This is a genomic window from Paraburkholderia sp. BR13444 (genome assembly GCF_040948755.1).
GTDB classification, from domain to species: Bacteria; Pseudomonadota; Gammaproteobacteria; order Burkholderiales; family Burkholderiaceae; genus Paraburkholderia; species Paraburkholderia youngii.
On the sequence record NZ_JBFPKM010000001.1, the window covers coordinates 481,943 to 506,764 of the forward strand.

The 24,822-nt window shown below is 64.5% G+C and carries 24 protein-coding genes; 11 read left to right on the plus strand and 13 right to left on the minus strand.

Annotated features, from left to right (window positions below):
- Positions 1–93 precede the first annotated feature (93 nt).
- A complete protein-coding gene (gene gcl, locus AB3X95_RS02165) occupies positions 94–1,869 on the minus strand; it encodes a glyoxylate carboligase (RefSeq protein WP_152851937.1) in 1,776 nt (591 codons plus the stop codon).
- A gap of 171 nt (positions 1,870–2,040) precedes the next feature.
- Between gcl and AB3X95_RS02170 the strand changes: the two genes are divergently transcribed.
- The 10 genes from AB3X95_RS02170 to AB3X95_RS02215 all read left to right on the plus strand — a co-directional run bounded on the left by AB3X95_RS02170 (position 2,041) and on the right by AB3X95_RS02215 (position 9,960).
- Positions 2,041–2,955 carry a LysR family transcriptional regulator gene (locus tag AB3X95_RS02170; protein WP_368620561.1) on the plus strand — a complete coding sequence of 305 codons (915 nt, stop codon included), beginning with the start codon at positions 2,041–2,043 and terminating at the stop codon, positions 2,953–2,955.
- A gap of 183 nt (positions 2,956–3,138) precedes the next feature.
- Complete coding sequence (locus tag AB3X95_RS02175; protein WP_368620562.1) at positions 3,139–4,032, plus strand: RNA polymerase sigma factor; 894 nt, start codon at positions 3,139–3,141, stop codon at positions 4,030–4,032.
- Positions 4,022–4,969: an anti-sigma factor gene (locus AB3X95_RS02180; RefSeq protein ID WP_368620563.1), complete on the plus strand. Its 948-nt coding sequence runs from the start codon at positions 4,022–4,024 to the stop codon at positions 4,967–4,969. Before AB3X95_RS02175 ends, AB3X95_RS02180 begins: the two co-directional genes overlap by 11 nt.
- 183 nt (positions 4,970–5,152) lie before the next feature.
- The gene (gene rpsF, locus AB3X95_RS02185) at positions 5,153–5,527 is read left to right on the plus strand and encodes a 30S ribosomal protein S6 (RefSeq protein WP_013089311.1); all 375 of its coding nucleotides are present in this window, start codon (positions 5,153–5,155) and stop codon (positions 5,525–5,527) included.
- Between the two features lie 68 nt (positions 5,528–5,595).
- Entirely contained in the window at positions 5,596–5,895 is a 300-nt protein-coding gene (gene priB / locus AB3X95_RS02190) for a primosomal replication protein N (protein WP_176108684.1), read from the plus strand.
- A gap of 2 nt (positions 5,896–5,897) precedes the next feature.
- Entirely contained in the window at positions 5,898–6,173 is a 276-nt protein-coding gene (gene rpsR, locus AB3X95_RS02195) for a 30S ribosomal protein S18 (RefSeq protein ID WP_008922421.1), read from the plus strand.
- A 27-nt stretch (positions 6,174–6,200) separates the two neighbouring features.
- On the plus strand, positions 6,201–6,653 hold the full coding sequence (gene rplI / locus AB3X95_RS02200; RefSeq protein WP_013089313.1) for a 50S ribosomal protein L9: 453 nt from the start codon (positions 6,201–6,203) through the stop codon (positions 6,651–6,653).
- Between the two features lie 166 nt (positions 6,654–6,819).
- On the plus strand, positions 6,820–8,208 hold the full coding sequence (locus AB3X95_RS02205) for a replicative DNA helicase (protein ID WP_176119915.1): 1,389 nt from the start codon (positions 6,820–6,822) through the stop codon (positions 8,206–8,208).
- Positions 8,209–8,323: 115 nt separating this feature from the next.
- The gene (locus AB3X95_RS02210; RefSeq protein ID WP_176119914.1) at positions 8,324–8,950 is read left to right on the plus strand and encodes a DUF47 domain-containing protein; all 627 of its coding nucleotides are present in this window, start codon (positions 8,324–8,326) and stop codon (positions 8,948–8,950) included.
- Entirely contained in the window at positions 8,950–9,960 is a 1,011-nt protein-coding gene (locus tag AB3X95_RS02215; protein ID WP_176119913.1) for an inorganic phosphate transporter, read from the plus strand. Before AB3X95_RS02210 ends, AB3X95_RS02215 begins: the two co-directional genes overlap by 1 nt.
- Before the next feature lie 166 nt (positions 9,961–10,126).
- On the opposite strand, the gene AB3X95_RS02220 is transcribed toward AB3X95_RS02215, so the two are convergent.
- The 12 genes from AB3X95_RS02220 to AB3X95_RS02275 form a co-directional block, all read right to left on the minus strand.
- Entirely contained in the window at positions 10,127–10,933 is an 807-nt protein-coding gene (locus AB3X95_RS02220) for an SDR family NAD(P)-dependent oxidoreductase (protein WP_176108681.1), read from the minus strand.
- Positions 10,934–10,984: 51 nt separating this feature from the next.
- Positions 10,985–12,070 (minus strand): NlpC/P60 family protein, encoded by a 1,086-nt coding sequence (locus AB3X95_RS02225; RefSeq protein WP_368620564.1) that lies wholly within the window; start codon positions 12,068–12,070, stop codon positions 10,985–10,987.
- A gap of 212 nt (positions 12,071–12,282) precedes the next feature.
- Complete coding sequence (locus AB3X95_RS02230) at positions 12,283–14,121, minus strand: PhoH family protein (protein WP_368620565.1); 1,839 nt, start codon at positions 14,119–14,121, stop codon at positions 12,283–12,285.
- 355 nt (positions 14,122–14,476) lie between these two features.
- The gene (locus AB3X95_RS02235; RefSeq protein WP_176119910.1) at positions 14,477–14,938 is read right to left on the minus strand and encodes a peroxiredoxin; all 462 of its coding nucleotides are present in this window, start codon (positions 14,936–14,938) and stop codon (positions 14,477–14,479) included.
- A gap of 213 nt (positions 14,939–15,151) precedes the next feature.
- On the minus strand, positions 15,152–16,045 hold the full coding sequence (locus AB3X95_RS02240) for a polysaccharide deacetylase family protein (RefSeq protein WP_176119909.1): 894 nt from the start codon (positions 16,043–16,045) through the stop codon (positions 15,152–15,154).
- A 10-nt stretch (positions 16,046–16,055) separates the two neighbouring features.
- Positions 16,056–17,102 (minus strand): bifunctional UDP-4-keto-pentose/UDP-xylose synthase, encoded by a 1,047-nt coding sequence (locus AB3X95_RS02245; RefSeq protein ID WP_176108676.1) that lies wholly within the window; start codon positions 17,100–17,102, stop codon positions 16,056–16,058.
- Positions 17,099–18,028: a formyltransferase gene (locus AB3X95_RS02250; RefSeq protein WP_176119908.1), complete on the minus strand. Its 930-nt coding sequence runs from the start codon at positions 18,026–18,028 to the stop codon at positions 17,099–17,101. The genes AB3X95_RS02245 and AB3X95_RS02250 overlap by 4 nt, the downstream gene beginning before the upstream one ends.
- A complete protein-coding gene (locus AB3X95_RS02255) occupies positions 18,025–19,068 on the minus strand; it encodes a glycosyltransferase (protein ID WP_176119907.1) in 1,044 nt (347 codons plus the stop codon). Before AB3X95_RS02255 ends, AB3X95_RS02250 begins: the two co-directional genes overlap by 4 nt.
- A gap of 6 nt (positions 19,069–19,074) precedes the next feature.
- On the minus strand, positions 19,075–20,226 hold the full coding sequence (locus AB3X95_RS02260) for a DegT/DnrJ/EryC1/StrS aminotransferase family protein (protein WP_176108673.1): 1,152 nt from the start codon (positions 20,224–20,226) through the stop codon (positions 19,075–19,077).
- 176 nt (positions 20,227–20,402) lie between these two features.
- Complete coding sequence (locus AB3X95_RS02265; protein WP_184043915.1) at positions 20,403–20,774, minus strand: SMR family transporter; 372 nt, start codon at positions 20,772–20,774, stop codon at positions 20,403–20,405.
- A gap of 24 nt (positions 20,775–20,798) precedes the next feature.
- On the minus strand, positions 20,799–22,550 hold the full coding sequence (locus AB3X95_RS02270) for a glycosyltransferase family 39 protein (protein WP_368620566.1): 1,752 nt from the start codon (positions 22,548–22,550) through the stop codon (positions 20,799–20,801).
- Between the two features lie 112 nt (positions 22,551–22,662).
- On the minus strand, positions 22,663–23,037 hold the full coding sequence (locus AB3X95_RS02275; RefSeq protein ID WP_176119904.1) for an Mth938-like domain-containing protein: 375 nt from the start codon (positions 23,035–23,037) through the stop codon (positions 22,663–22,665).
- A gap of 456 nt (positions 23,038–23,493) precedes the next feature.
- Between AB3X95_RS02275 and AB3X95_RS02280 the strand changes: the two genes are divergently transcribed.
- Positions 23,494–24,741, plus strand: coding sequence for a pyridoxal phosphate-dependent aminotransferase (locus AB3X95_RS02280; RefSeq protein ID WP_309235140.1), 1,248 nt, complete (start codon positions 23,494–23,496; stop codon positions 24,739–24,741).
- Positions 24,742–24,822 lie beyond the last annotated feature (81 nt).

A 24,822-nucleotide genomic window follows, 5' to 3' on the forward strand; every position in this document is an offset into this window, starting at 1 on the left:
CGCTGGGCGTGATGAGGCGAGGGCGCGGAGCGTGAGCCCGGCCCTCGCGCATCGTGCGCGCTGAATGCCGCGGGTACCGCGAACGCGTGACACTCAGTCGAGCAGGCTGATCGCCGTCGGCGCGTCCTCGCGCTTTTCCGCGAGTTCCTCGAACTCGTTGATCGCGTCGATCTCGGTGCCCATCGAGATGTTGGTCACACGTTCGAGAATCACTTCGACGATCACCGGCACGTTGAACTCGGCGAGCATCGACTGCGCTTTTTGCAGCGCCGGCTTCAGCTCTTCCGGCTTGAACACTCGAATCGCCTTGCAGCCGAGACCTTCGGCGACCGCGACGTGATCGACGCCATAGCCGTTGGTCTCCGGCGAGTTGATGTTTTCGAAGCCGAGCTGCACGCAGTAGTCCATTTCGAACGCGCGCTGTGCCTGGCGGATCAGCCCGAGATACGAGTTGTTCACGACGACGTGCACGTACGGCAGCTTGAATTGCGCGCCCGCCGCGAGCTCTTCGATCATGAACTGGAAGTCATAGTCGCCGGACAGCGCGACGATCGGCCGTTGCGGATCGGCTGCGCGCACACCGAGCGCCGCCGGAATCGTCCAGCCGAGCGGGCCGGCCTGGCCGCAGTTGATCCAGTTGCGTGCCTTGTACACGTGCAGGAATTGCGCGGCGGCAATCTGCGACAAGCCGATCGTGCTCACGTAGCAGGTGTCGCGGCCGAACACCTGATTCATCTCTTCATAGACGCGCTGCGGCTTCATCGGCACGTTGTCGAAGTGCGTCTTGCGCAGCATCGTGCGCTTGCGTTGCTGGCAATCGGCAACCCACGCGCTGCGATCCTTGAGCTTGCCAGCGGCCTTCCATTCGCCGGCGACTTCGACGAACAGTTCGAGCGCGGCCTTGGCGTCCGACACGATGCCGAGATCCGGGCCGAACACACGGCCGATCTGCGTCGGTTCGATATCGACATGCACGAACTTGCGGCCCTTCGTATACACATCGACGCTGCCGGTGTGACGATTGGCCCAGCGGTTGCCGATGCCGAGCACGAAGTCCGATGCGAGCATCGTCGCGTTGCCATAGCGATGCGAGGTCTGCAGACCGACCATGCCGGCCATCAGCGGATGGTCGTCGGGAATCGCGCCCCACGACATCAGCGTCGGGATCACCGGCACGCCGACCGTTTCGGCGAACTTCACGAGCAGGTCTTCGGCCACCGCGTTCAACACGCCGCCGCCCGATACGATCAACGGCTTGTCGGCATCGTTGAGCAGCGTCAGCGCCGCTTCGATCTGCTTGCGGGTCGCCTTCGGCTTGTAGACCGGCAGCGGTTCGTACGTGTCGATATCGAATTCGATTTCGGCGAGCTGCACGTCGATCGGCAAGTCGACCAGCACCGGGCCCGGGCGGCCCGAGCGCATCAGATGGAACGCCTGCTGGAACACGCGCGGCACAAGGGCCGGCTCGCGCACGGTCACGGCCCACTTGGTGACGGGCTTCGCGATCGCTTCGATATCGACGGCCTGGAAGTCTTCCTTGTACAGACGCGCGCGCGGCGCCTGACCTGTGATAGCCAGAATAGGAATCGAGTCGGCCTGGGCGGAGTACAAACCGGTGATCATGTCGGTGCCCGCGGGGCCCGACGTGCCGATGCACACGCCGATGTTGCCCGGCTGGGCACGCGTATAGCCCTCGGCCATGTGCGACGCGCCCTCGACGTGACGCGCGAGCACGTGGCTGATGCCGCCGGCTTTGCGCATCGCCGAGTAGAACGGGTTGATCGCGGCGCCCGGCACGCCGAACGCGGTATCGATGCCTTCTTTTTCGAGCACCAGAACGGCGGCGTCGACGGCTCTCATCTTGGCCATGGATGTCTCCTCAATGTCGGTAATTACGTCGGTTGAGGGACACTGTAGGCCTGCGCCAAAGGTTTGATAAGATCAGTCCGGGTCGCTTATTCCGAAACAAAAAGTATGGAATGGCGTGACGCCCGGCGCACGGCCGGCATCAGCCCGGCAAGAGACAGGTGGGAGACGAGCATGGATCGCTTCAAACAGATCGAAACCTTCGTGCGGGTCGCCGATGCGGGCAGTCTCGCGGCGGCGGCGCTGGAGGAGGGCGTGTCGCCGGTGATTCTCGGGCGGCGCATCGACGCGCTGGAGAAGCGCCTCGGCGTGAAGCTGATGTATCGCACGACGCGGCGGCTGGTGGTCAGCGAGGACGGCGCGGCGTTTCTCGAGCGCTGCCGCGGGCTCCTCAGCGAGTGGGATCAGGCGGAAAACGAACTGAGCGCGGGGCGCCGCGCGGTGAATGGCCATCTGATCGTGTCGGCGCCGGCCGCGTTCGGCCGCAAGCATGTCGCGCCGCTCGCGCCCGCATTTCTGCGCGACAAACCCGGGTTGCAGATGTCGTTCAATCTGACCGACCGGGTCGTCGATCTGGTGCGCGAGGGCTACGACCTGTCGATTCGCATCGGCGGCACGGTCGATCCGAACTTCGTCGCGGTGAAGCTCGCGTCGAACCGGCGCGTGGTGTGCGGTACGCCCGAGTATTTCCGTCGTCACGGCAAGCCGAAGACGCTCAAGGATCTGCCGGCCCACAACTGCCTCGCGTTCAATCTGCAAGGCGGCCAGAACCGCGGCTGGTATTTTCGCCGCAACGGCAAGCTCGCGACGGTACGGGTGGGGGGCTCGCTCGACTGCAACGATGGCGAACTGCTGCATCGCTGGGTTTCGGAAGGGCTCGGACTCGGCTGGCGCTCGACATGGGAAATCCAGCAGCAGCTCGCGCGCGGTGAGCTCGAAACCGTCCTCGACGAGTATGCGCTGCCCGATTACGACATCCTCGCGGTCTATCCGCAGCAGCGCTACGTGCCGGCGCGGGTGCGCTATTTCATCGACTATCTGAAAGACGTGTACGCAAGCGACGACTACTGGAACCGGCCGTCGTACTAGCGGGCGTATCAGTTGGCGAGACGCGCGCGGGCGAGCCCGAACTTTTGGCGATTGCTGGCGGAAGTCGGGAATAAACTGGGTCTATGGCCAGTTCTGCTGTGAAAGACACGTCAGCACACCACGCGGGGCGCTCGACAGCAGCGACCCGCACGACGCAGCCGCCATGCCCTTGGAGGGACCCACGTGGTCCAGACCACCGACTCAGACGCCGCCCGCGCGCGGGGCGAGCCTAGTGCCCGCGCCGCCGCCGATGCCGATTCCGATGCCGCGAAAAGCCGCCGCTTCCAGCAGCTGGCGTTGCCGCATCTGGACGCCGCGTACAACCTCGCGCGCTGGCTGTGCGGCAATCCGAACGATGCCGAGGACGTCGTGCAGGAAGCGTTCATGCGGGCGTTCCGCTTCTTCGATACGTTTCGGGGCGACTCCGCACGGCCGTGGCTGCTCGCGATCGTGCGCCGGACCTGGTACACGGAATGGCGGCGGCGCGCGCCGGCGCACGACATGCTCGAATTCGACGAAACGATGGACGACGCGACCCTCGACGGCTGGAGCGCAGGCGGTGACGATCCGCAGACACTGCTGATCCGCGACGAGGATGTGCGACTGGTGCACGATGCGCTGGCGCGTTTGCCAGTCGAGTATCGCGAGGTGCTGATCTTGCGTGAGCTCGAAGAGATGGGATATCGGGAGATCGCGGTGGTGGCCGATGTGCCGATCGGTACGGTGATGTCCCGGCTCGCGCGTGGGCGGCGCAAGCTGGCGGAGGTGTTGATGGCGCAGCAGCGAGGCGGAGGGGAGCCGGTAGGCAAGGGGCGTAAAGGCGGGCAGGGTGGCCGGCAGGAGGCGCCGTCGGATAGGGACGCGCAGTCCGGGCGACTCGCGAGGTCGGCGGCCACCGCGCCCCCCGCCCCCTGCGCCCAGCCGACAAAAGGTTCCGGCGACGGTCGCCCGGCATCGTCGGCGGGTATGCCCGCCACCGCAACAGTGACACAGCTCCGGGCGTTTGCCGACGGCCGGCCCCTCAACATTCCCGGCGCTGCCGCCGACCCCGCTCAGGAGACGCCGGATGGACTGTAACGAAGCACGGCCGCTCCTCGATGCGAATGCCGATCACGAATTGCCGGCGCCCGATGCGCGCCGGGTCCAGCAGCATATCGAGAGCTGCGACGATTGCCGGCGCGCGAGCGACAACGTGCGCGCGCTGAGCGGCGCGCTGCGCGCGGCGCCGTATCATCGGGCGCCGCAGTCGTTGCGGGCGCGGATCGTGGCGGGCTTGCCCGGCGTCGTCGACGAAGGGGCCGCGGTGTCGGCCGCGACGGCGGCGCCCGACGATCTACCGAAGAAGTCCGCCGCCGGGATGACGCAGCCGGTGACGCAGCAACCTGGGCGTCAGCGTCGCGGGGCATGGTGGCCCGCGTGGCTCGACGGATGGCTCGGGGGCTTCGGCGGGCCGCTCGGCGCGGGCGGTGCAAACCGCGCGGCCGCGCACGGCGGTCTTGCGGCACTGGTGATCGCGTTGTGCGCGGCCGCCGCGGTCCTGACGCTGACGCTGCATCGTCCGGCCGATTCCTCGCCGTTCACCGACGAACTTGTCGAAAGCCATGTGCGCGCGCAGGTCTCCGGCCGCGACATTGACGTGATTTCGACGGACCGTCACACCGTGAAGCCGTGGTTCAACGGCAGGCTCGACTATTCGCCGCCGGTCGAGGACCTCGCGGCGGCCGGCTTCGCGCTTCAGGGCGGCCGGCTCGACTACCTCGCGCATCAGCGGGTCGCGGTGCTCGTGTACCGCTATGGCAAGCACGTGATCGACGTGTACGTGTTTCCGCAGTCCACGGCGGAGGGCGCGGCGCCGGCGGCGCTCGGTCACGACGGCTATTCGATCGCGCACTGGGACGCGGCGGGCATGACCTGGTGGGCGATCACGGACGCCGCGCCCAATGCGCTCACAGGCTTCGAAGCGGCGCTCAGAGCGCGTTTGCAGAGCGGCAGTCAACGCACGGAAGCGGGTTGAGCGGCTGCCGCGGCCCGATTTCCCCGGTTCTGTAACCCCTAAGCTCTTGAAAATACATCCGATTCCGCCGTCTAATCGGCGGAATGCCTTGCAACCCGTCCCCATTCGGGTTACACTTTTGGGCTTCTCACTTGCCGCACCGGTTCCGACGCCCGGGCGGCTTTAATCCACAAGGAGTGTGTAATGCGTCATTACGAAATCGTCTTTATCGTGCATCCCGATCAAAGCGAGCAAGTGCCCGCCATGATCGAGCGTTACAAGAGCACGATCACGTCGCACGGTGGTCAGATCCACCGCGTCGAAGACTGGGGCCGTCGCCAACTGGCCTACATGATCGAGAAACTCGCGAAGGCTCACTACGTCTGCATGAACATCGAATGCGACCAGACCACGCTCGACGAGCTGGAACACGCGTTCAAGTTCAACGACGCCGTTCTGCGTCACCTGATCGTCAAGATGAAGAAGGCCGAAACCGGCCCGTCGCCGATGATGAAGGAAGTGCAGCGCGAAGAAGCCAAGAAGTCGGCAGCCGCTCAGCCGACCGAAGCGCAGGCTTAAGACACACTATTTAAGCTACCAGACACGCAGCGTCGCTCCGCTCACGTACACGAAGGCATCTCAAGTACATGAACCGGCTGCAACTCACGGCGAGCGTCGTCGAACGCGAAGCGGTGCGGTACACGCCCGCCGGCGTTCCGATTGCAAGCTGCACGTTGCACCACCGCACGGAAGTCGTCGAGGCGGGCATTGCCCGTCAGGTCGAACTGACCATGCAGGCGGTCGCCGCGGGCGAAGCGAGCGGCAAGCTCGAAAACTGTCAGATGGGCGTCGAAACGCTCTTCACAGGTTTTCTGGCTAAAAAGCACCGAAACGCGCGAACTCTGGTATTTCACATCACAGCATTGCAGGACATTGGAAAGGACTAATCATGCCCCGCCCGACTGGTAAGAAATTCGACAAGCGTCGTCAGCAACAGAACCCGCTCTTCAAGCGCAAGAAGTTCTGCCGTTTCACGGCCGCTGGCGTCGAGTACATCGACTACAAAGACATCGAAACGCTGAAGGACTTTATCGGCGAGAACGGCAAGATCACGCCGGCACGTCTCACGGGTACCAAGGCGCACTATCAACGCCAGCTGGACACGGCTATCAAGCGCGCGCGTTTCCTCGCGCTGATGCCGTACACCGACCAGCACAAGGCCTAACCCGACGACGCGATAAGGAGCATCCGAATGCAAATCATTCTTCTGGAAAAAGTCGTCAATCTGGGTAACCTGGGCGACATCGTGAAGGTCAAGGACGGTTACGCACGTAACTTCCTGATTCCGAACAAGCAAGCTCGCCGTGCAACGAAAGAAGCCCTGGCTGAATTCGAAGTGCGCCGCGCAGAACTCGAAAAGGTCGCCGCTGAAAAGCTGGCAGCCGCTCAGGCTCAAGGCGAAAAGCTGGCAGGCCAGACGGTTCAGATCAATCAGAAGGCTGGCGTCGACGGCCGTCTGTTCGGTTCGGTGACGAATGCCGACATCGCTGAAGCACTGGGCAAGCAAGGCTTCGCGGTGGAAAAGGCGCAAGTGCGTCTGCCGGAAGGCCCGCTGAAGATGGTTGGCGAGCACCCGGTCCAAGTTTCGCTGCACACCGACGTTCTCGTCGATGTGACGGTGGCCGTGATCGGCGAGCACGTCTAAGTCGACCGCTGAGCATTACGCAGGATCAGCCAGCACTTCGCTGGTGAAGGGCAGGGGCCGGGTAACCGGCCCCTGCTTTTTTTGTGCCCGACTATGCGTCGAGTATCCCCGAGTTGGCGTTTTTTCCGCTCGCAGCCGTCGTCGGATTGCCCGATAATTCCTCCCCATGAACGCACCGTCCAAAGATCCCCAACTCGAGTCGCTGAAAGTCCCCCCGCATTCGATCGAAGCCGAGCAATCGGTGCTGGGCGGCCTGCTGCTCGACAACGCGGCATGGGACCGCATCGCCGACTTCCTCGCGCAGAGCGACTTCTACCGTTACGACCACCGCATCATCTTCGAGCACATCGGCAAGCTGATCGCGGCCACGCGTCCGGCCGACGTGGTCACCGTCTACGAAGCGCTCGGCACTTCGGGCAAGGCGGAAGAGGTCGGTGGCCTCGCTTACCTGAACGCGCTCGCGCAGAACACGCCGAGCGCGGCCAATATCCGCCGCTACGCGGAAATCGTGCGCGACCGCGCGGTGCTGCGCCGGCTCGTGTCGGTCGCCGATGAAATCTCCGCCGACGCGTTCAACCCTCAAGGCAAGGAAGTCCGGCAATTGCTGGACGAAGCGGAATCGAAGGTGTTTTCGATTGCCGAAGACGGCGCGCGCGGCACCCAGGGCTTTCTCGAGATCGGGCCGCTGCTGACCCAGGTGGTCGAACGGATCGATACGCTCTATCACACCGCCAATCCGAGCGACGTGACCGGCACGCCAACCGGCTTCGTCGATCTGGACCGCATGACCTCGGGCATGCACGGCGGCGAGTTGATCATCGTCGCGGGCCGTCCGTCGATGGGTAAGACGGCGTTTTCGATGAACATCGGCGAGTACGTCGCGGTCGAGTACGGACTGCCCGTCGCGGTGTTCTCGATGGAAATGCCGGGCACGCAGCTCACGATGCGTATGCTGGGCTCGGTCGGCCGGCTCGATCAGCATCGCATGCGTACCGGGCGTCTGACCGACGAAGATTGGCCGAAGCTCACGCACGCGGTGCAGAAAATGAGCGAGGCACAGATCTTCATCGACGAAACCGGCGGTCTGAACCCGATGGAACTGCGCTCGCGCGCGCGCCGGCTGTCGCGCCAGTGCGGCAAGCTCGGGCTGATCATCATCGACTATCTGCAGCTGATGAGCGGCTCGTCGGCGGGCGAAAACCGCGCGACCGAAATCTCGGAAATCTCGCGTTCGCTGAAGGGCCTCGCGAAGGAGCTCGACGTGCCGGTGATCGCATTGTCGCAGCTGAATCGCGGCCTCGAGCAGCGGCCGAACAAACGGCCGATCATGTCGGACCTGCGCGAATCGGGCGCTATCGAACAGGACGCCGACGTGATCCTGTTCATCTACCGCGACGAAGTGTACAACCCGGACAGCCCCGACAAGGGCACCGCGGAGATCATCATTGGCAAGCAGCGGAATGGTCCGATCGGCCCGGTTCGCCTCACGTTCCATGGTCAATACACGAAATTCGACAATTTTGCGGGTGCGCAGAACTTCTACGGCAGCGAGTGACGCGACGCGCCGGGGGCTGTTGTAACGGCGCTGTAGCGAGTGCGGCAATGATGGCGGAACGGTACAATATGGCGGTTTTATGTCAGCCATTACGTGACCCATTTCCAGGATCCCAATGTTCGGTCGATTCATGCCCACCGAGGGCAAGTTCTTTGAAATCTTCAATTCGCACGCAACGTGCATCATCTCGGCAAGCCGCGAACTCGAGCTCCTGATCGACAATCTGCAGGACGCCGAAATCCACAAGCAAAACGTGCAAAAGGCCGAGAAAGCGGCCGACAAGCTCACGCACGAAGCCATCGACCTGCTGCACAAGACTTTCATCACGCCGCTCGACCGTGACGAGATCCACAAGCTGATCACGACGATGGACGACATCCTCGACCTGATGGAGGACGTCGCCACCGCGATCTCGCTGTACGACGTGCAAGCGGTCACGTCGGAGGCGAGCCAGCTCGCGCATATCTGCACGGCGACCTGCGAGCGCGTGCAATTCGCGGTGAGCCTGCTGTCGGACATGAAGCAGGCGAGCCAGATCCTGAAGGCCTGCGAGGAAATCGACCGGCTCGAATCGGAAGCCGACCGCGTGCTGCGCGCGGCGATGTCGAAGCTGTTCCGCGAGGAAGACGACGTCAAGGTCCTGATCAAGCTGAAGGCGATCTACGAGCTGCTCGAAACGATCACGGACAAGTGTGAGGATGTGGCGAACATCATCGAAGGCATCGTGCTGGAAAACGCATAATGCAATCGATACAACTCGCTATCTGGGTCGTAACCGGCCTGGTTGCCATTGCGCTGGTGTTCGACTTCATGAACGGTTTTCACGACGCGGCGAATTCGATCGCCACGGTCGTATCGACCGGCGTGCTGAAGCCGCAGCAGGCGGTGGCGTTCGCGGCGGCGTTCAACGTCATCGCGTATTTCGTGTTTCACCTGAAGGTGGCCGCAACAGTCGGCAAGGGCACGATCGATCCGGACATCGTCGATCACTACGTGATCTTCGGCGCGCTGGTCGGCGCGATCGCCTGGAACGTGATCACCTGGGTCTACGGCATTCCGTCCAGTTCGTCGCACGCGCTGATCGGCGGGCTAGTGGGCGCGGCGCTCGCCAAGTCGGGCTGGGGGGCGCTGAACTGGGACGGTCTGATGAAAACCGTCGCGTTCATCTTCGTTTCGCCGCTGCTGGGCTTCGTGCTCGGCTCGTTCTTCATGCTGCTGGTGTCGTGGCTGTACTTCCGCACTCCGCCGAGCAAGGTCGACCGGCGCTTCCGCCGTCTGCAACTGCTTTCCGCTGGCCTGTACAGCCTGGGTCACGGTGGCAACGACGCGCAGAAGACCATCGGCATCATCTGGATGCTGCTGATCGCAACCGGCTTTGCGTCGATGAAGGCGAATGCGCCGCCGCTGTGGGTGATCGGCGGCTGCTATCTGTCAATGGGTCTCGGCACGCTGTTCGGCGGCTGGAGAATCGTGCGCACGATGGGGCAGAAAATCACGAAGCTGAAGCCGGTCGGCGGCTTCTGTGCGGAGGCGGGCGGGGCGCTCACGCTGTTCACCGCGTCGGCGCTCGGTATCCCCGTCTCCACCACGCATACGATCACCGGCGCGATCGTCGGGGTCGGCGCGACACAGAAGTTGAGCGCGGTGCGCTGGGGCGTCGCCGGTAACATCGTGTGGGCGTGGATTCTGACCATCCCGGCGTCCGCGCTGCTGTCCGGCGGAGCATGGTGGCTGGGTCACCACTTCCTGTAATCACCTTGCGATGCAGGCCTGCGCTGCTCGATTTGGTTGAGTCTGGCTAAACAGCACGCGCGGGCTTCGGCTTGATGCCGCCCGTTGCATCGCATCGGTTTCCCTACGCAGTTCGATTGAAAGCGCGCTTGCGTCGTCCTGAGGACCGGCGCGTCGCTCGATCCGTTCAGATAAGCGGTGCGTTTGCGCCGTCCATCGGGATGATCGCGCCCGTCACATAGCTTGCACGGCGGCTCGCGAGGAACAGCGCCACGTCGGCGATTTCCTCAGGCTTTGCGTAGCGGCCGAGCGGCATCCGGGCCTGGCCGCGCGCGAGCGCCTCCTCATTGCCGATGCCTTGCTGCGCCGCCTCCAGCTGGACCGCTTCCTCGACCCGCTCGGTCAGCGTCGCACCCGGATTGATCGCGTTGATGCGGATGCCATAGCGCGCGTAGTAGTGCGCGAGGCCGACGGTTGCGAGCATCAGCGCCGCGTTGGCCGCGCCGCCCGCGATATGGATGTCGCTCGCGACCTTGCCGCCCATGCCGATGATATTGACGATCGTGCCCGGCTCGGCGCCGCCGTTGGCCTTTGCGCGCTGGGCCATACGGCGCAGCACTTCCTGCTGCGGATAGATATACGGAAAATACTTCGCCTCCATCGTCGCGCGAAATGCGTCGGCATCGAGTGTCTCGGGGTCGTACCGGCGCGCGGCGCCGGCGCTATTGATCAGCACGTCGATCGGGCCTACCGCGGCGCTGACTTCTTCGACGATATCGGCGGCACTATGCGGTTCGTGCAGGTCGGCACGCGTGCGATGCACGTGGAATCCTTCCTGTTTCAGCTGTTCGTAGGCGCGCGCGAGGTTGGCGGGGTCGCGCGACACGATCGCGACCTTCGCGCCTTCCTGTGCGAAGGCCCGCGCGCAGGCGAAACCGATGCCTTTGCTGCCGCCGGTAATGAGCACCACCTTATTTTTGAGTCCGAGTTCCATGGTCGTTACCCGCCGTCGAAAGAATATCGATGACGATAGCAGATCACGGCCTCAGAAGTTGCCGTTCGCGAAACGGGCGATCGGGTCGTCGCTGCTTTGCGTGGGTGCGGGCGCGCCGTGGGAAGCAGTCGACGCGCGCATCAGCTGCACTGCTCCAGCGCCGTCGGTCTGCTGTGCCTGACGGGCCTGGCGTTCCGCGATGGAAGCGGGCGGCGGTGGTTCGAATGCATCGGCGGCGGCGTCGATCGCGTCGGTTGCGGTTGCCGGGAGGACGCGGGCGGTCGTGGCGGTCTGCATCGGTTGAGCGGGGGAAGGAGCGCCGCTTTCGTACATGCGTGTCTGAGCCGCCGGGATCAGCGGCGGTGCCACGGCGCCCGCCGAGCGCGCCTGCAGTTGCGCGTCGCTGAGGCCCGACGGCGGCGGCTCGAATTGATCGGTTTGCGCGACGGGCGTGCCGCCACCTGCACCGGTCGCGGGGATCGCGCCGGTAGAGGTCGATGCTGGCCGAACCGCCACCGTCGCGGCGGCGCCCGCGGCAGCGCGCTCCGTTTGCGGCGCCGCCGCCTGATAGCTCGGCGTATCGAATGGCGCGGGCGTCGCCGCCGGTCCCGCCATCCGGCGGATGCCGTCGAAACGCTTCGCCCAGTAGGGATTGGTCAGATAGTCGAGCCGCACCGTGCCGCCGGTCGATGGCGCGTTGACGAAGCGCAGCTTGCCTACGTAGATGCCGACGTGTGAATGCGCGCGCCCCGTCGTATTGAAAAAGATCAGATCGCCGGGCGCGATTTCCTCGGGCTCGACGGATTCGCCGCGCCCGCTCATCTCGGCCGTCGTGCGCGGCAGGTTCACCGACGCCGCGCGCAGCACCACGTAGCGCACGAGACCGCTGCAATCGAAGCCGCTGTCGGGCGTGTTGCCGCCCCAGCGGTAGGGCACGCCGACGAGGCTCATCGCCTGAATCGAGATTTCCTCGCGGCCGATGCTGTGATCGACGAAATGGGGCAAGCCGGGCGGCGGCGCGTGATAGGCGCCGTTCGCGACGACGGTGCCGCCAGACCCGCGCGAGCTCTTCGGCGGCGCGCCGGCGCAGGCGGCGAGCAGCAGGACGGGCAGCAGCGATAGGGCGAGTCGGCGCATGAAGACGGCACGGGCGGTAAGCGCCCATTTACTCACTGAAGATGTCGGGATGGTAGCCGCCCAACAAGGCTGCCGCAAGAATTGTTGATAAATTACTTGAAGTTTGTGCGCTAAGTGTTGCCTGCGGAGAACGTCGGCGCAATAAAAAAGCCGCGCCCGGAACGAACCGGACGCGGCTTGCAATGAAAAGCCGGAAAAGGACTTCCGAACGCCTAGAGAATCTCCGACGCGTAGTCAGCGAGGCGCGAGCGCTCGCCGCGCGCGAGCGTCACGTGTCCGCTGTGCGCCCAGCCCTTGAAGCGATCGACCACATAGGTCAGGCCCGAGCTGCCCTCGGTCAGGTAAGGCGTGTCGATCTGCGCGATGTTGCCGAGGCAGATGATCTTCGTGCCCGGACCCGCGCGCGTGACGAGCGTCTTCATCTGCTTCGGCGTCAGGTTCTGCGCCTCGTCGATGATCAGATACTTGTCGACGAACGTCCGGCCGCGCATGAAGTTCATGCTCTTGATCTTCAGGCGCGAACGGATCAGCTCCTGGGTCGCGGCGCGGCCCCATTCGCCGGCGGCGTCGTCGGTTTTTTGCAGCACTTCGAGGTTGTCGTCGAACGCGCCCATCCACGGCTGCATCTTTTCCTCTTCGGTGCCCGGCAGGAAGCCGATGTCTTCACCGACCGGCACCGTCGCGCGCGTCACGATGATCTCGTTGTAGCGCTTGTCGTCGAGCACCTGCGCGAGGCCCGCCGCGAGCGCGACCAGCGTCTTGCCGGTGCCAGCCTGGCCGAGCAGCGTGACGAAGTCGATTTCCGGATTCATCAGCAGGTTCAGCGCGAAATTCTGCTCGCGATTGCGCGCCGTGATGCCCCACACGTTGTTCTTGTGGTGGCCATAGTCACGCAGCGTTTGCAGCAGCGCGGTCTTGCCGTTCAGCTCACGCACCAGCGCATGAAACGCCGGCTCGCCGTTTTGCGGCTCCAGATAAACGAACTCGTTGACCAGCATCGAAGCGCACAGCGGACCCGTCACACGGTAGTACGTAGTGCCGGTTTTGGTGTCCTGCCAGCTTTCCATGCCCTTCGCGTGCCGGGTCCAGAAGTCTTGCGGCAGCGCGCGGATGCCCGTGTACAGCAGGTCGCTGTCCTCGAGCACCTGGTCGTTGAAGTAATCTTCGGCGGGCAGGCCGAGCGCATGCGCCTTGATGCGCATGTTGATGTCTTTCGACACCAGCACGACCTGGCGATCCGCGCGATCGCGCTGCAGCGCGCGCACGACGCCGAGGATCTGGTTGTCGGCCTTGCCTTCGGGCAGCCCTTCGACGGGCTCGATCGCGGTCAGCCGGGTCTGGAAGAACAGGCGTCCGGATGCCTCGCGGCTGCCCAGCCGCGCGAGCGAAATGCCGCCGGTGATGTCGCCCGCGTTCGCGACGAGCGCGTCGAGCGTGCGGCTCACCTGACGCGCGTTGCGCGCGACTTCCGACATCCCCTTCTTGTGGTTGTCGAGCTCTTCCAACGTCATCATCGGCAGATAGACGTCGTGCTCCTCGAAGCGGAACAGGCAGCTCGGATCGTGCATCAGCACGTTGGTGTCGAGCACGAAAAGCTTCTGCACCTCGACTGGCGCGGCGCTGGTGCCGCGTTTCTTGCGCGCGGTGGCCGGGGTCGCCGCGGCGGGTGCGGCGGCTGTTTCGGCCGTGGGGTGCTTCGCGCGTGCGACGACCGGCTGCGTTGCGGCCTCGTCGCCCCCGAGCTGCGAGCGTCCGGATGGAACCGGCTGCAACAGCGCGGCGGTCTGCTTGGTCTTGCGGCCACGCGCCGGCGCGGGTTGCGCGGCGGGCGGCGATTCGACGGCGGGCACGGGCCACAACGTGGTGGCGGCGTTGGCGGCGTGCGCCATCGGGGTGGCAACATTGGCGCGGCCGTAATCGGCCGACTCTGCGGATTCCCCTTCACGCGCCTGTTTTTTCGCAGTGGAGCGCGCGGGCGTGACGGCTTTGGCCTTGTATTCGTCAGGCGACAAAAGATTGCCGAGCTTGCTGGGGGGAGTAGGCAAAGGCATGGTTTCCCTCGAAATGATCGGGTCGCATATCGTGCGCCGCCCGTCGCATTCTGACGATGTCCTCATGGAACACCCAGTCTGCGCGAGGAGGCGCGCATTCGGTCTAGAGATGCCGGTTCGCCTGGTCTTCGATAGGCTCCTTGACGGAAGCGCGCGAACCAGTGAACGAGCGGTCGCGCGCAATTAAAAAAGCCGCCGCCCCGGTATTCGGGGCTAGCGGCTCGACGATGATGCTCGCATTGCGCCTCACGCTCGGAACGGCACCGGTGGACCCGGTCAAGCGGCCGTCAGAGCTGGCGCAGCGGAGAAAAATATGGGGTGGACAGGCACTCATTGCGGCCCAATATAACGCGCATCAAAGCGCTTGTACAGCCTCCAGAATTTCGTCGACGTGACCCGGCACCTTGACGCCGCGCCACTCCTGGCGCAGCACGCCAGCGGCGTCGATGAGAAACGTGGAGCGCTCGATTCCCCGTACCTCTTTGCCATACATTTTCTTCATTTTGATGACGGAGAAGAGCGCGCACAGCGTTTCTTCCGGATCGGAAATCAGCGGGAAGGGCAGTTCGAGCTTGGCCTTGAAGTTGTCATGCGAACGCAAGCTGTCGCGCGACACGCCGATCACTTCCGCGCCGGCCTTCTTGAACTTCGTATACAGATCGCGGAACTGCAGACCTTCGGTCGTGCAGCCCGGCGTGTTGTCCTTCGGATAGAAATACAGCACCACCTTCTTGCCCCGCAGCTTTGACAGCGTGATTTCGCCGCCCGTCGCGGCGGCGGTGAAGTCGGGGATGGGTTGGTCGACTGCGATGGACACGAGGTTCTCCGGTGGTTGGGGCCGGCGTCGCTAGGTGCCGCGGCGTCGGCCGGTCTGTCGTCGAGGTTGTTGTTGTTCGGGGATTCGGTCGGCGTGCGGCCTTGCGGTTGCCTTGAGGTTGCCTTGCGGCTGCCCGATCGGACGGCCACGCGGCGAACGGGCAGGCAGCAAGCGGCGTGCTTACCGACGACCTTCGCAACGCGCCGCGGCCCTTCAGGGCTGGACGATCAACTCGCCGGAGCGCCCCGGAATTTCACCCCACGTAACAGGGTACGATGGCAGCGTGTCGCGGTCTAGCGTGGCGTAGTAATCGCCCATCGTGGCGAACGTGTGGCCCTGCGCGCGCCAGCCTTCGAGCAACTGTTCGAATACCGGCGCGAGCTTCTGTCCTTCGAGTTCCGCGTGCAGCGTGAACACCTGGTCGTGCGGATTTTTTTCGGTTTGTTTCAGCATCCACGCGGCGACGTTGTGCGTGTCGACACCATCGACACCGAGCACTTCGTCGAGCGTCGGCAGCGTGGTCGGCATCTGCACGTGCTTGAGCGTCTTGCCGTCGACCACCGGCAGATACGGCGAGTGGCCGCGACCATCAGACGCGTAGTGCATGCCCCACGCGTCGATCTGCTCGAACGCGTGGCCGTTCATCTGCCAGCCCGCCGCGCCGTGCGTGACGGGCGGCGTGCCGAATACCTCGATGAAGCGCGCGTGGCTCTGCTGCATTTGCGCGACGGTCCACGCGCGATCTTTGGCGCGCACGTTGTCCTGCCAGTACACGTGATCCCAGGTATGGATGCCGCACTCGAAGCCGGCTTCGTGGATCGCGCGCATCTCGGCCGCCGCCCTCGCGCCGATGTCCGGACCTGGCAGCAGCACGCCGTACATCAGCTGTTTGACGCCGTAATGCTCGACCACCGACGTGCGCGACACCTTCTTCAGAAAACCCGGCCGCAGCACGCGGCGCATCGCCCAACCGGTGTGGTCGGGCCCGAGGCTGAACAGGAAGGTGGCGCGCGCCTTGAAACGGTCGAAGATGCGCGCGAGATTCGGCACGCCTTCGCGGGTGCCGCGCAGCGTGTCGACGTCGATCTTCAGGACGATGCGAGCCAAGGATGCGCCCTTATTGCTGTTCGACGAGTGCGCGGGCGTCCGCGACGTGGCCGCGATACGCTTCGAAAATCTTGCGCAGCGCTTCGTCGAAAGTCGACGTGGGTGCCCAGCCGAGTTCCTGCTTCGTGTTGTCGATCTTCGGCACGCGGTTCTGCACGTCCTGATAGCCGTTGCCGTAGTACGCGCCCGACGACGTTTCGACCAGTTGCACTTTCTTGGCCGAGTCCGCGTATTCGGGGAATTCGGCCGCAAGTGCCAGCATCTTGTGCGCGAGCTCGCGCACCGAGAAGTTGTTGGTCGGATTGCCGATGTTGTAGATCTTGCCGGTGGCGACGCCGTTCTTGTTCTCGATGATCTTCATCAGCGCGCTGATGCCGTCGTCGATATCCGTGAATGCGCGCTTTTGCGCGCCGCCGTCGACGAGGCTGATGTTCTCGCCACGTACGATGTGGCCGAGGAACTGCGTGACCACGCGCGAGCTACCTTCCTTCGGCGTGTAGATCGAGTCGAGGCCCGGGCCGATCCAGTTGAACGGACGGAACAGCGTGAAGTTCAGGCCTTCCATGCCGTAACCCCAGATCACGCGGTCCATCAGCTGCTTCGAGCACGCGTAGATCCAGCGCGGCTTGTTGATCGGGCCGTACGACAGCTGCGATTCTTCCGGATCGAACTGCTCGTCCGTGCACATGCCGTAGACCTCGGAGGTCGACGGAAACACGAGGTGCTTGCCGTACTTGACGGCCGAACGCACGATCGGCAGGTTCGCTTCGAAGTCGAGTTCGAACACGCGCAGCGGCTGCTTCACATAGGTGGCGGGCGTGGCGATCGCGACGAGCGGCAGGATCACATCGCACTTCTTGATGTGATATTCGACCCATTCCTTATTGATCGTGATGTCGCCTTCGAAGAAGTGCATCCGCTCATGATTGACGAGGTCGCCGAGACGTTCGGTCTGCATGTCCATCCCGAACACTTCCCAGTCGGTCGTTTCGAGAATGCGTTTGGACAGGTGATGGCCGATAAAGCCATTCACACCCAGAATCAGGACTTTTTTCATGAATGAGATTGGATGAGCTGGGCGAATTTCGCCGGACTGACGGCAGTCTCGCCGCCATCGTGCTGGTGCCGCAATTCGTGGATGTTGATTGCGCGGCCGTCGCCGCAAATTGCGAAAACGGCATTATCGCTTACGTGCAGGCCCGGCGGCAAATCCGAGCGTAGCGCGCCGGGCACGGCCAGACGCGCGCGTGCGACGATGAACCGATGGCCGTTCAGATCGGTGAAAGCGCCCGGATACGGCGGCGCGACCGCGCGGATCAGGTTGTAGACCTGCTGCGCGGACTGGCTCCAGTCGATGCGGCCGTCTTCCGGTTTGCGCCCGCCGTAGTAGCTGCCGTGCGCGAGATCGTTCGGCAGATGCGGCGCCTCGCCCGCGAGCAGCGCCGGCAGCACGCGCCACAGCGTCTGCTCCGCGGCGACCGTGACCTTGTCGAAGACCTGCGCGGCGGTGTCGTCGGGCAGGATCGGCACCGGGGTCTGCGCGATGATCGCGCCGGCGTCGGGCTTGGCGGCCATTTCGTGCAGCGTCGCGCCGGTTTCGCTCTCGCCGTTGAGCACCGCCCAGTTGGTCGGCACGCGGCCGCGATACTTCGGCAGCAGCGAGCCGTGCATGTTGTAAGCGCCCCGTGCGGCGATCGCAAGCAGATCGGGCGGCAGCATGTGGCGGTAGTAGAACGAGAAGATGAAGTCCGGCCGCGCGGCGCTCACCGCGGCGCGCAGTTCCGGGCTCTTCGGATCGGCCGGCGTGACGACGGCGATGCCGTGCTCGGCCGCCACCGATGCCACGCTGCCGAACCAGATGTTCTCGCTCGGGTTGTCTTCGTGCGTGACGACGAGCGCGACGTCGACGCCGCGCGCGAGCAGCACCTGCAGGCAGCGCACGCCGACGTTGTGATACGCGAATACGACGGCGCGCGGCTTCATGGCTGGTGTCCCTGATCGGCGACCGGCACCGGCTGCACGCCTTGCGCGACTGTCTGACGCGGCGCTTCGGCGACGGCGCCGCCGTCGCGTTCTTCGAGAATGGTCTGGACCAGATAACGCGGCCGCGCACGCACCTGCTGATAGATCCGGCCGATGTATTCACCGAGCAGGCCGAGCGCGAAGATGATCACGCCGAGCAGGAAGAAGGTGATAGCGAACAGCGTGAACACACCTTGAACTTCCGCGCCGATGATGAAGCGCCGAATCAGCAGCAGGACGAACAGCGCCGCGGAGCCTAGCGACAGGATCACGCCGATGAACGACAGCCATTGCAACGGCACCACCGAGAAGCCGGTGACGAGGTCGAAATTGAGGCGGATCAGCGAGTACAGCGAGTACTTCGACTCACCGGCGAAGCGTTCTTCGTGCGCGACCTCGACTTCCACCGGATTCTGCGCGAACGTGTACGCGAGCGCGGGGATGAACGTGTTGATTTCGCCGCAGCGGTTGATCGTATCGATGATGTGACGGCTGTACGCGCGCAGCATGCAGCCCTGGTCGGTCATCTTGATGCGCGTGATGCGCTCGCGCAGATGATTCATCGCGCGCGACGCCTTGCGGCGCCACAGGCTGTCCTGGCGCTGCCGGCGGATCGTGCCGACGTAGTCGAAGCCCTCGCGCATCTTCGCGACGAGCTTGCCGATTTCCTCGGGCGGATTCTGCAGGTCGGCGTCGAGCGTGATTACGATGTCGCCGCGCGACTGCTCGAAGCCCGCGAGAATTGCCATGTGCTGGCCGTAGTTGCCGTTCAGCAGGATCACGCGCGTCGTGTCGGGCCGCGCGCGGAACTGTCCGGCGAGCAGCGCCGCGGATTTGTCGCGGCTGCCGTCGTTGATGAAGATCACTTCATAACCGGTGCCGAGCGCATCGAGCGCCGGATAGAGGCGCGCGAACAGCGCGGCCAGTCCGGCTTCCTCGTTGTACACCGGAATGATGATCGACACTTCCGGTGCGACGGCGCGATGTTCCGAATAAGTCATGTCCGCTTACTTTCCGTAGTGTTCGCAAATTTCGTTGACCGCGCGGCACACGCGCTCGACGTCGCCTTCGTTCATCAGCGTGAAGAGCGGCAGCGTGACGGTGGTGGCGCCGAAGCGTTCGGCGTGCGGGAACATGCCTTCCTTGAAGCCGCGCGCGCGGTACAGGGAAAACAGGTGCAGCGCAGGGTAGTGCACGCCCGAGCCGATGCCGCGCTCCTTCAGTTCGCCCATGAAGCCGGCGCGGTCGATCGACAGTTTTTCGAGCGGCAGCGTGATCTGGAACATGTGCCAGTTGCTGTTTTCGAAGTCCGCGACGGGCAGGCCGACGCCGAGCTTCACGGCCGCGCCGCCTTCGAACTGCGCGAAGTACGCGCGCACGAGCTTCTTGCGCTGTGCGATGAAGCGCTCCAGATGCGGCAGCTGGCCGAGGCCGACGCGCGCGGCGACGTCGGTCAGGTTGTACTTGCCGCCGAGCACGTCGCAGTCCATGCCGTCGAAGCCGGTGCGCGTGATGCCCTGCAGCCGGTATTTTTGAGCGAGCACCGCTTCTTCCTCGTTGTTCAGCACGAGCGCGCCGCCTTCGACCGAGGTCAGGTTCTTGTTCGCGTGGAAGCTGAACGACACGATGTCGCCGAGCTTGCCGATGCGCTCGCCGTTCCAGGTCGAGCCGAACGCCTGCGCGGCGTCTTCGATCACGCGCAGCTTGTGCTCGCGGGCGATCGCGTACAGACGGTCCATGTCGACCGGCAAGCCGGACAGGAACACCGGCAGCAGCGCCTTGGTGCGCGGTGTGATGGCTTTTTCGAGCAGATCGAGATCGATGTTGCGCGTGACCGGGTCGATGTCGGCGAACACCGGCGTCGCGCCGGTTTCGAGGATCACGTTGCAGGTCGACACCCAGGTGGCCGGCGTCGTGATGACTTCGTCGCCGGGACCGACGCCGGCGATGCGCAGGCCGATTTCGAGCGTCGCCGTGCCGGAATTGAACGTGCGCACCGGGCGGCCGCCGCAGAACTCGGACAGCGCTGCCTCGAACTTCTGGTTCTGCGGGCCGGTGGTGATCCAGCCGGAACGCAGCACGTCGGCGACGCCCTGGATCGTTTCCTCGTCGATCTCGGGTTTGACAAACGGCAAAAACGGGACTTGTGACTGGCTCATGAATGCATCGCTCGATTGAAAGGGGCGCGGCCCGACGGGCGCGAAGTAAACCACAAACTACGCGCAAACCCAAGGCCGCGGCGGAAAAAACGCAACCGTGCAGCTTACCGCGCCCTACCTTACGTCAGGCTTAGGCGGCTCGTGTGCCGCGCGGGTTCCTGCGCGAGGCCCGGCGCCTAGCTGCGCGCGAGCACGACCACGCCGACCAGAATGATGCCGATGCCGACCAGCTTCTGCACCGACATCACTTCGCCGAACAGGTACCACGCGGCGATTGCGTTGACCACGTAGCCAAGCGACAGCATCGGATACGCGATCGACACGTCCACACGCGAGAGCCCGATGATCCATACCGCCACGCTGATCACGTAGCAGGCGAGCCCGCCGATGATCGGCGGCTGGGTTGCCAGCCTGAAGCCGATGGGCAGGATGTTCGCACGGGTGAATTCGAAGTGTCCAACGGCATTCGTGCCGGCCTTGAGCAGCAGCTGCGCGCCGGCGTTCAGCGTGACGCCGGCGAGGATGCAGAAGAGGGAAATCGGGTTCATCGAACGGTCTGGTTCTCGAGAGGATTAGGGCTTTGCCGCGGGCGTGGAGGCGGGGGCGGCGGCGGGAGCCCCATCGGCGAGCGGCTTCATCACCACCACGCGACGCGGATCGCGCGCGATCACCTGCATCGGCACGCCTTGCTTGACGAGGCGCTCGTAGGTCGGCGGCGGGATCAGCGCGAGCGCGTAGCGATCGGCCTTCCAGCGTTCGATCCATGCTTGTTCCGTCGGCACCCATTTTTGCGGCTCGACGGACACGCCGAACGCGAGCTCGTCCGGGTGCGCGACCATGATCATCGTGTGGCCGATGTAGAACGGCAGCGTGTGGTCGAGCACGCCGACCGAGTAGAACGGCGTGTCGGGCGGCAGCTGCGCGAGTTTTGCCTTGATCGCGGGAGCGAGCGGCGCGCCGGAGCTCAGGCGTCCGAACACGTCGTGGCCGGTGCCCGCGATCGTGGCGAGCAGCAGCCAGCCCGCGCCGAACGCGGCGAGGCTGCCGAGGCCGACCCGCGCGTTGGCGCCCACGCCATCCTCGCCGCGGCGGTTCAGCCACAACGCGACCAGCGTGAGCACGAAAGCCACGGCCAGCCCGGCGAGCACCCACACGCGGAACTCGGCGTACAGCGTGGCCGGATTACGCTGGGAGCCGAGGCGCGGCAGGAACAGCGCGGCAAACGCGGCGACCACGAAAAACAGCGCGTAGCCCGCCAGATGCCGGCGCAGCTGCTCGCGCGTGACGAGCGGCAGGTACATGCCGATCAGCATCGCGATCGGCGGCGCGATCGGCAGCGTGTAGGACAGCAGCTTCGAGTGCGACGCGCTGAAGAACAGGAAGATGAAGACGATCCACGTGAGCATCAGCGTGACCGGCGCGAAGCCGTTCGGCTGGCGCGGCTGACGCCACGCGTGGCGCACGCTTTGCACGGTTACCGACAGCCACGGCAGGAAGCCCACCAGCAGCACCGGCACGAAGTAGTAGAACGCGCCGGGGCGATTCTGCTCGGGCGTCAGATAGCGCTTGAACTGCTGGACGACGAAGAAGAAGTTCAGGAATTCCGGATTGCGCTGCTGCACGAGGACGAACCACGGCGCGACAATCGCGAAAAAGACGATCAGGCCGCTCACCAGGTGAAGCCGCTTCCACAGCGCCCAGTCGCGCGCGATCAGCGTGTAGAGCACCAGCACCGCGCCCGGCAGGATCAGCCCAACGAGGCCCTTGGAGAGCACCGCCAGCGCCATCGACGCCCAGCACACCCACATCCAGCCGCGCACGCACGGGAGGCGCAGGTTCGGGCGCTGCGCGAGCAGCAGCGCGCACAGCGTGAGGGTCATCCAGAACGACAGGCCCATGTCGAGCGTGTTGAAGTGGCCCATCAGGTTCCAGTACGGCGCGCAGGCGAGCACGAGCGCCGCGAACACGCCGGTCGCCGCGTTGAACACGCGCGCGCCGGTGAAGCCGATCAGCAGCACGCCGGCGAAGCCCGTCAGCGCGGTATAGAGGCGCGCCTGCCATTCGCCGATGCCGAACCACGCGAACGTCAACGCGTTCGCCCAGGTTTGCAGCGGCGGCTTCTCGAAGTACTTGTAGGCGTTGTAGCGCGGCGTGATCCAGTCGCCGGTCAGGAACATTTCGCGCGCCATTTCGGCGTAGCGGCCTTCGTCGCTCGGCAGCAGATGGCGCCAGCCGAGCGGCACGAACCAGATCACGGCGAGAAACAGCACCAGCAACAGGATTGCGGTGCGGTTGAGCGGTAGCCTCGACGGCGTATCGTTCATGAAATATCAACCCTTCTTGTTATCGACGACGCGCGCACGGGCGCGGCGCGGGGGCCAGAACGGGGCCGGCGCCGGCGCGGGCTCGTGCGGGATGCGCCGGCGCCGGGCCCGCTCAGGCTTCGATCAGCAACGCGGCCGCGACCTTGCGGCCCTCGGCCATCAGAATGTTGTAGGTGCGGCAGGCGGCCTTGAAGTCCATCGTTTCGACGCCGATGCGTTTCGCGGTGAGCGCGGCGGTCAACCGCGGGTGCGGAAAGCGCAGCCGCTCGCCGCTGCCGAACACGACCACTTCGGGCGCGGTGTCGACCAGCATCGCGAAATGCTCGGCGCTCAGCTGCTCGAACGACGAGACGGGCCAGGGAATGACCGGCGCGTCCGGCAGCACGAGAATACTGCCCGCGTGACGCACCAGATTGATTTCGACGTAGTCGGCGCCGTAGCCGGTAACGGTATTCAGCGCGCCGCTGGAATCCTGATGTAATTTCAAATTGGTTTTCCGAAGTCGTCGTGAGACGTCATGCGTATTACCGGCCTGGATGCACGTCGCACAGGCCGTGCGGTTCGACGCGTGTGACGCACGAGAAGGCCGAAAAGGCTTGCCGTTGCGGGTGGTGCATTGCGGAAGTCGGCCAAAATCCGCTAAATTATAACTTTTTAGCCGCCTTGCGGCGCCCCTCGCTCAAGTGCCGCCACAAGCCGCGCTGGGCGCATCGGCGTGGCCCACCGGCTACCTGTGCTGGCATCGCCCGCTATCGCTGCGTTTTTTCCCCGCGCCGGAACCCGGAAAGCCGCGGCCGCTCGACAGTTCGACCCCATTTCGCAGTTGGCCCCCTTCGGTGGCGCCGCCGCGTCCGAATTCCCGTATCGGTGAATCCGAGCTGCCCGGTGACGTCAGCCGGGCCCCGTTTGCCCAAGGTTTGCCCCAGCCATCAACCAGGATGAAGTGCCCGCCGTGAAACCGATTCTCAAATCCAACAAATTGTTGAATGTCTGCTACGACATTCGCGGGCCCGTCCTCGAACACGCGAAGCGGCTCGAAGAAGAGGGCCACCGCATCATCAAGCTGAACATCGGCAATCTGGCGCCGTTCGGTTTCGAGGCACCCGATGAAATCATTCAGGACATGATCCTGAACCTGCCCAGCTCGTCGGGCTACTCCGATTCGAAGGGCGTGTTCGCCGCGCGCAAGGCGATCATGCACTACACGCAGCAAAAGGGCGTGCACGGCGTCGAGCTCGACGACATCTACATCGGCAACGGCGCGTCCGAGCTGATCGTGATGGCGCTGCAGGGCCTCGTCAACGACGGCGACGAAGTGCTGCTGCCCGCGCCCGACTATCCGCTGTGGACCGCCGGCGTGAGCCTCGCGGGCGGCACGCCGGTGCACTACATCTGCGACGAGTCGAATAGCTGGATGCCCGACCTCGACGACATCCGCGCGAAAATCACGCCGAACACGCGCGCGCTCGTCGTGATCAACCCGAACAACCCGACCGGCGCGCTGTATTCGGACGAACTGCTGCTCGGCCTGATCGAGATCGCGCGCCAGCACGGCCTCGTGATCTTCGCCGACGAGGTGTACGACAAGATCATCTACGACGGCAAGAAGCACACGTCGATGGCGTCGCTGTCCGAAGACGTGCTGACCGTTACGTTCAACAGCCTGTCGAAGAGCTACCGCTCGTGCGGCTACCGCGCCGGCTGGATGGCCATTTCGGGCCTGACCGGCGAGAACCGCCGGCTCGCGAAAGACTATCTGGAAGGGCTCGGCATTCTCGCATCGATGCGGCTGTGTCCGAACGTGCCCGGCCAGTATGCGATCCAGACCGCGCTCGGCGGCTATCAGAGCATCAACGACCTGATCGTGCCGAGCGGGCGCCTGTACAAGCAGCGCGAGCTCGCGTATGAGATGCTCACGGCGATCCCCGGTGTAAGCTGCGTGAAACCGGAAGCGGCGCTGTACATGTTCCCGCGCCTCGACCCGAAGGTGTATCCGATCCAGAACGACCAGCAGTTCATCCTCGACCTGCTGCTCGAAGAGCGCGTGCTGCTCGTGCAGGGCACCGGCTTCAACTGGAAGACGCCGGATCACTTCCGCGTCGTGTTCCTGCCGAACGTCGACGACCTCGCGGATTCGATCAACCGGATCGCGCGCTTCCTCGATGGCTACCGCAAGCGTCACACAGCCTGAGCCGGCCTCGCGTACGATGTGGCGCGTGACGCGGCGCATCAGGCGCGCCGCTCGTGCCACCCCAGACACCCTTTTCAAACC

Coding starts and splice junctions, on each gene's coding strand:
- AB3X95_RS02270 (WP_368620566.1), bottom strand. CDS start 22,550: ATGAACGATACGCCGTCGAGGCTACCGCTCAACCGCACCGCAATCCTG.
- AB3X95_RS02170 (WP_368620561.1), top strand. CDS start 2,041: ATGGATCGCTTCAAACAGATCGAAACCTTCGTGCGGGTCGCCGATGCG.
- AB3X95_RS02230 (WP_368620565.1), bottom strand. CDS start 14,121: ATGCCTTTGCCTACTCCCCCCAGCAAGCTCGGCAATCTTTTGTCGCCT.
- rplI (WP_013089313.1), top strand. CDS start 6,201: ATGCAAATCATTCTTCTGGAAAAAGTCGTCAATCTGGGTAACCTGGGC.
- AB3X95_RS02205 (WP_176119915.1), top strand. CDS start 6,820: ATGAACGCACCGTCCAAAGATCCCCAACTCGAGTCGCTGAAAGTCCCC.
- AB3X95_RS02245 (WP_176108676.1), bottom strand. CDS start 17,102: ATGAAAAAAGTCCTGATTCTGGGTGTGAATGGCTTTATCGGCCATCAC.
- AB3X95_RS02250 (WP_176119908.1), bottom strand. CDS start 18,028: ATGAAGCCGCGCGCCGTCGTATTCGCGTATCACAACGTCGGCGTGCGC.
- AB3X95_RS02220 (WP_176108681.1), bottom strand. CDS start 10,933: ATGGAACTCGGACTCAAAAATAAGGTGGTGCTCATTACCGGCGGCAGC.
- AB3X95_RS02260 (WP_176108673.1), bottom strand. CDS start 20,226: ATGAGCCAGTCACAAGTCCCGTTTTTGCCGTTTGTCAAACCCGAGATC.
- AB3X95_RS02265 (WP_184043915.1), bottom strand. CDS start 20,774: ATGAACCCGATTTCCCTCTTCTGCATCCTCGCCGGCGTCACGCTGAAC.
- AB3X95_RS02225 (WP_368620564.1), bottom strand. CDS start 12,070: ATGCGCCGACTCGCCCTATCGCTGCTGCCCGTCCTGCTGCTCGCCGCC.
- AB3X95_RS02255 (WP_176119907.1), bottom strand. CDS start 19,068: ATGACTTATTCGGAACATCGCGCCGTCGCACCGGAAGTGTCGATCATC.
- rpsF (WP_013089311.1), top strand. CDS start 5,153: ATGCGTCATTACGAAATCGTCTTTATCGTGCATCCCGATCAAAGCGAG.
- AB3X95_RS02180 (WP_368620563.1), top strand. CDS start 4,022: ATGGACTGTAACGAAGCACGGCCGCTCCTCGATGCGAATGCCGATCAC.
- priB (WP_176108684.1), top strand. CDS start 5,596: ATGAACCGGCTGCAACTCACGGCGAGCGTCGTCGAACGCGAAGCGGTG.
- rpsR (WP_008922421.1), top strand. CDS start 5,898: ATGCCCCGCCCGACTGGTAAGAAATTCGACAAGCGTCGTCAGCAACAG.
- AB3X95_RS02210 (WP_176119914.1), top strand. CDS start 8,324: ATGTTCGGTCGATTCATGCCCACCGAGGGCAAGTTCTTTGAAATCTTC.
- AB3X95_RS02215 (WP_176119913.1), top strand. CDS start 8,950: ATGCAATCGATACAACTCGCTATCTGGGTCGTAACCGGCCTGGTTGCC.
- gcl (WP_152851937.1), bottom strand. CDS start 1,869: ATGGCCAAGATGAGAGCCGTCGACGCCGCCGTTCTGGTGCTCGAAAAA.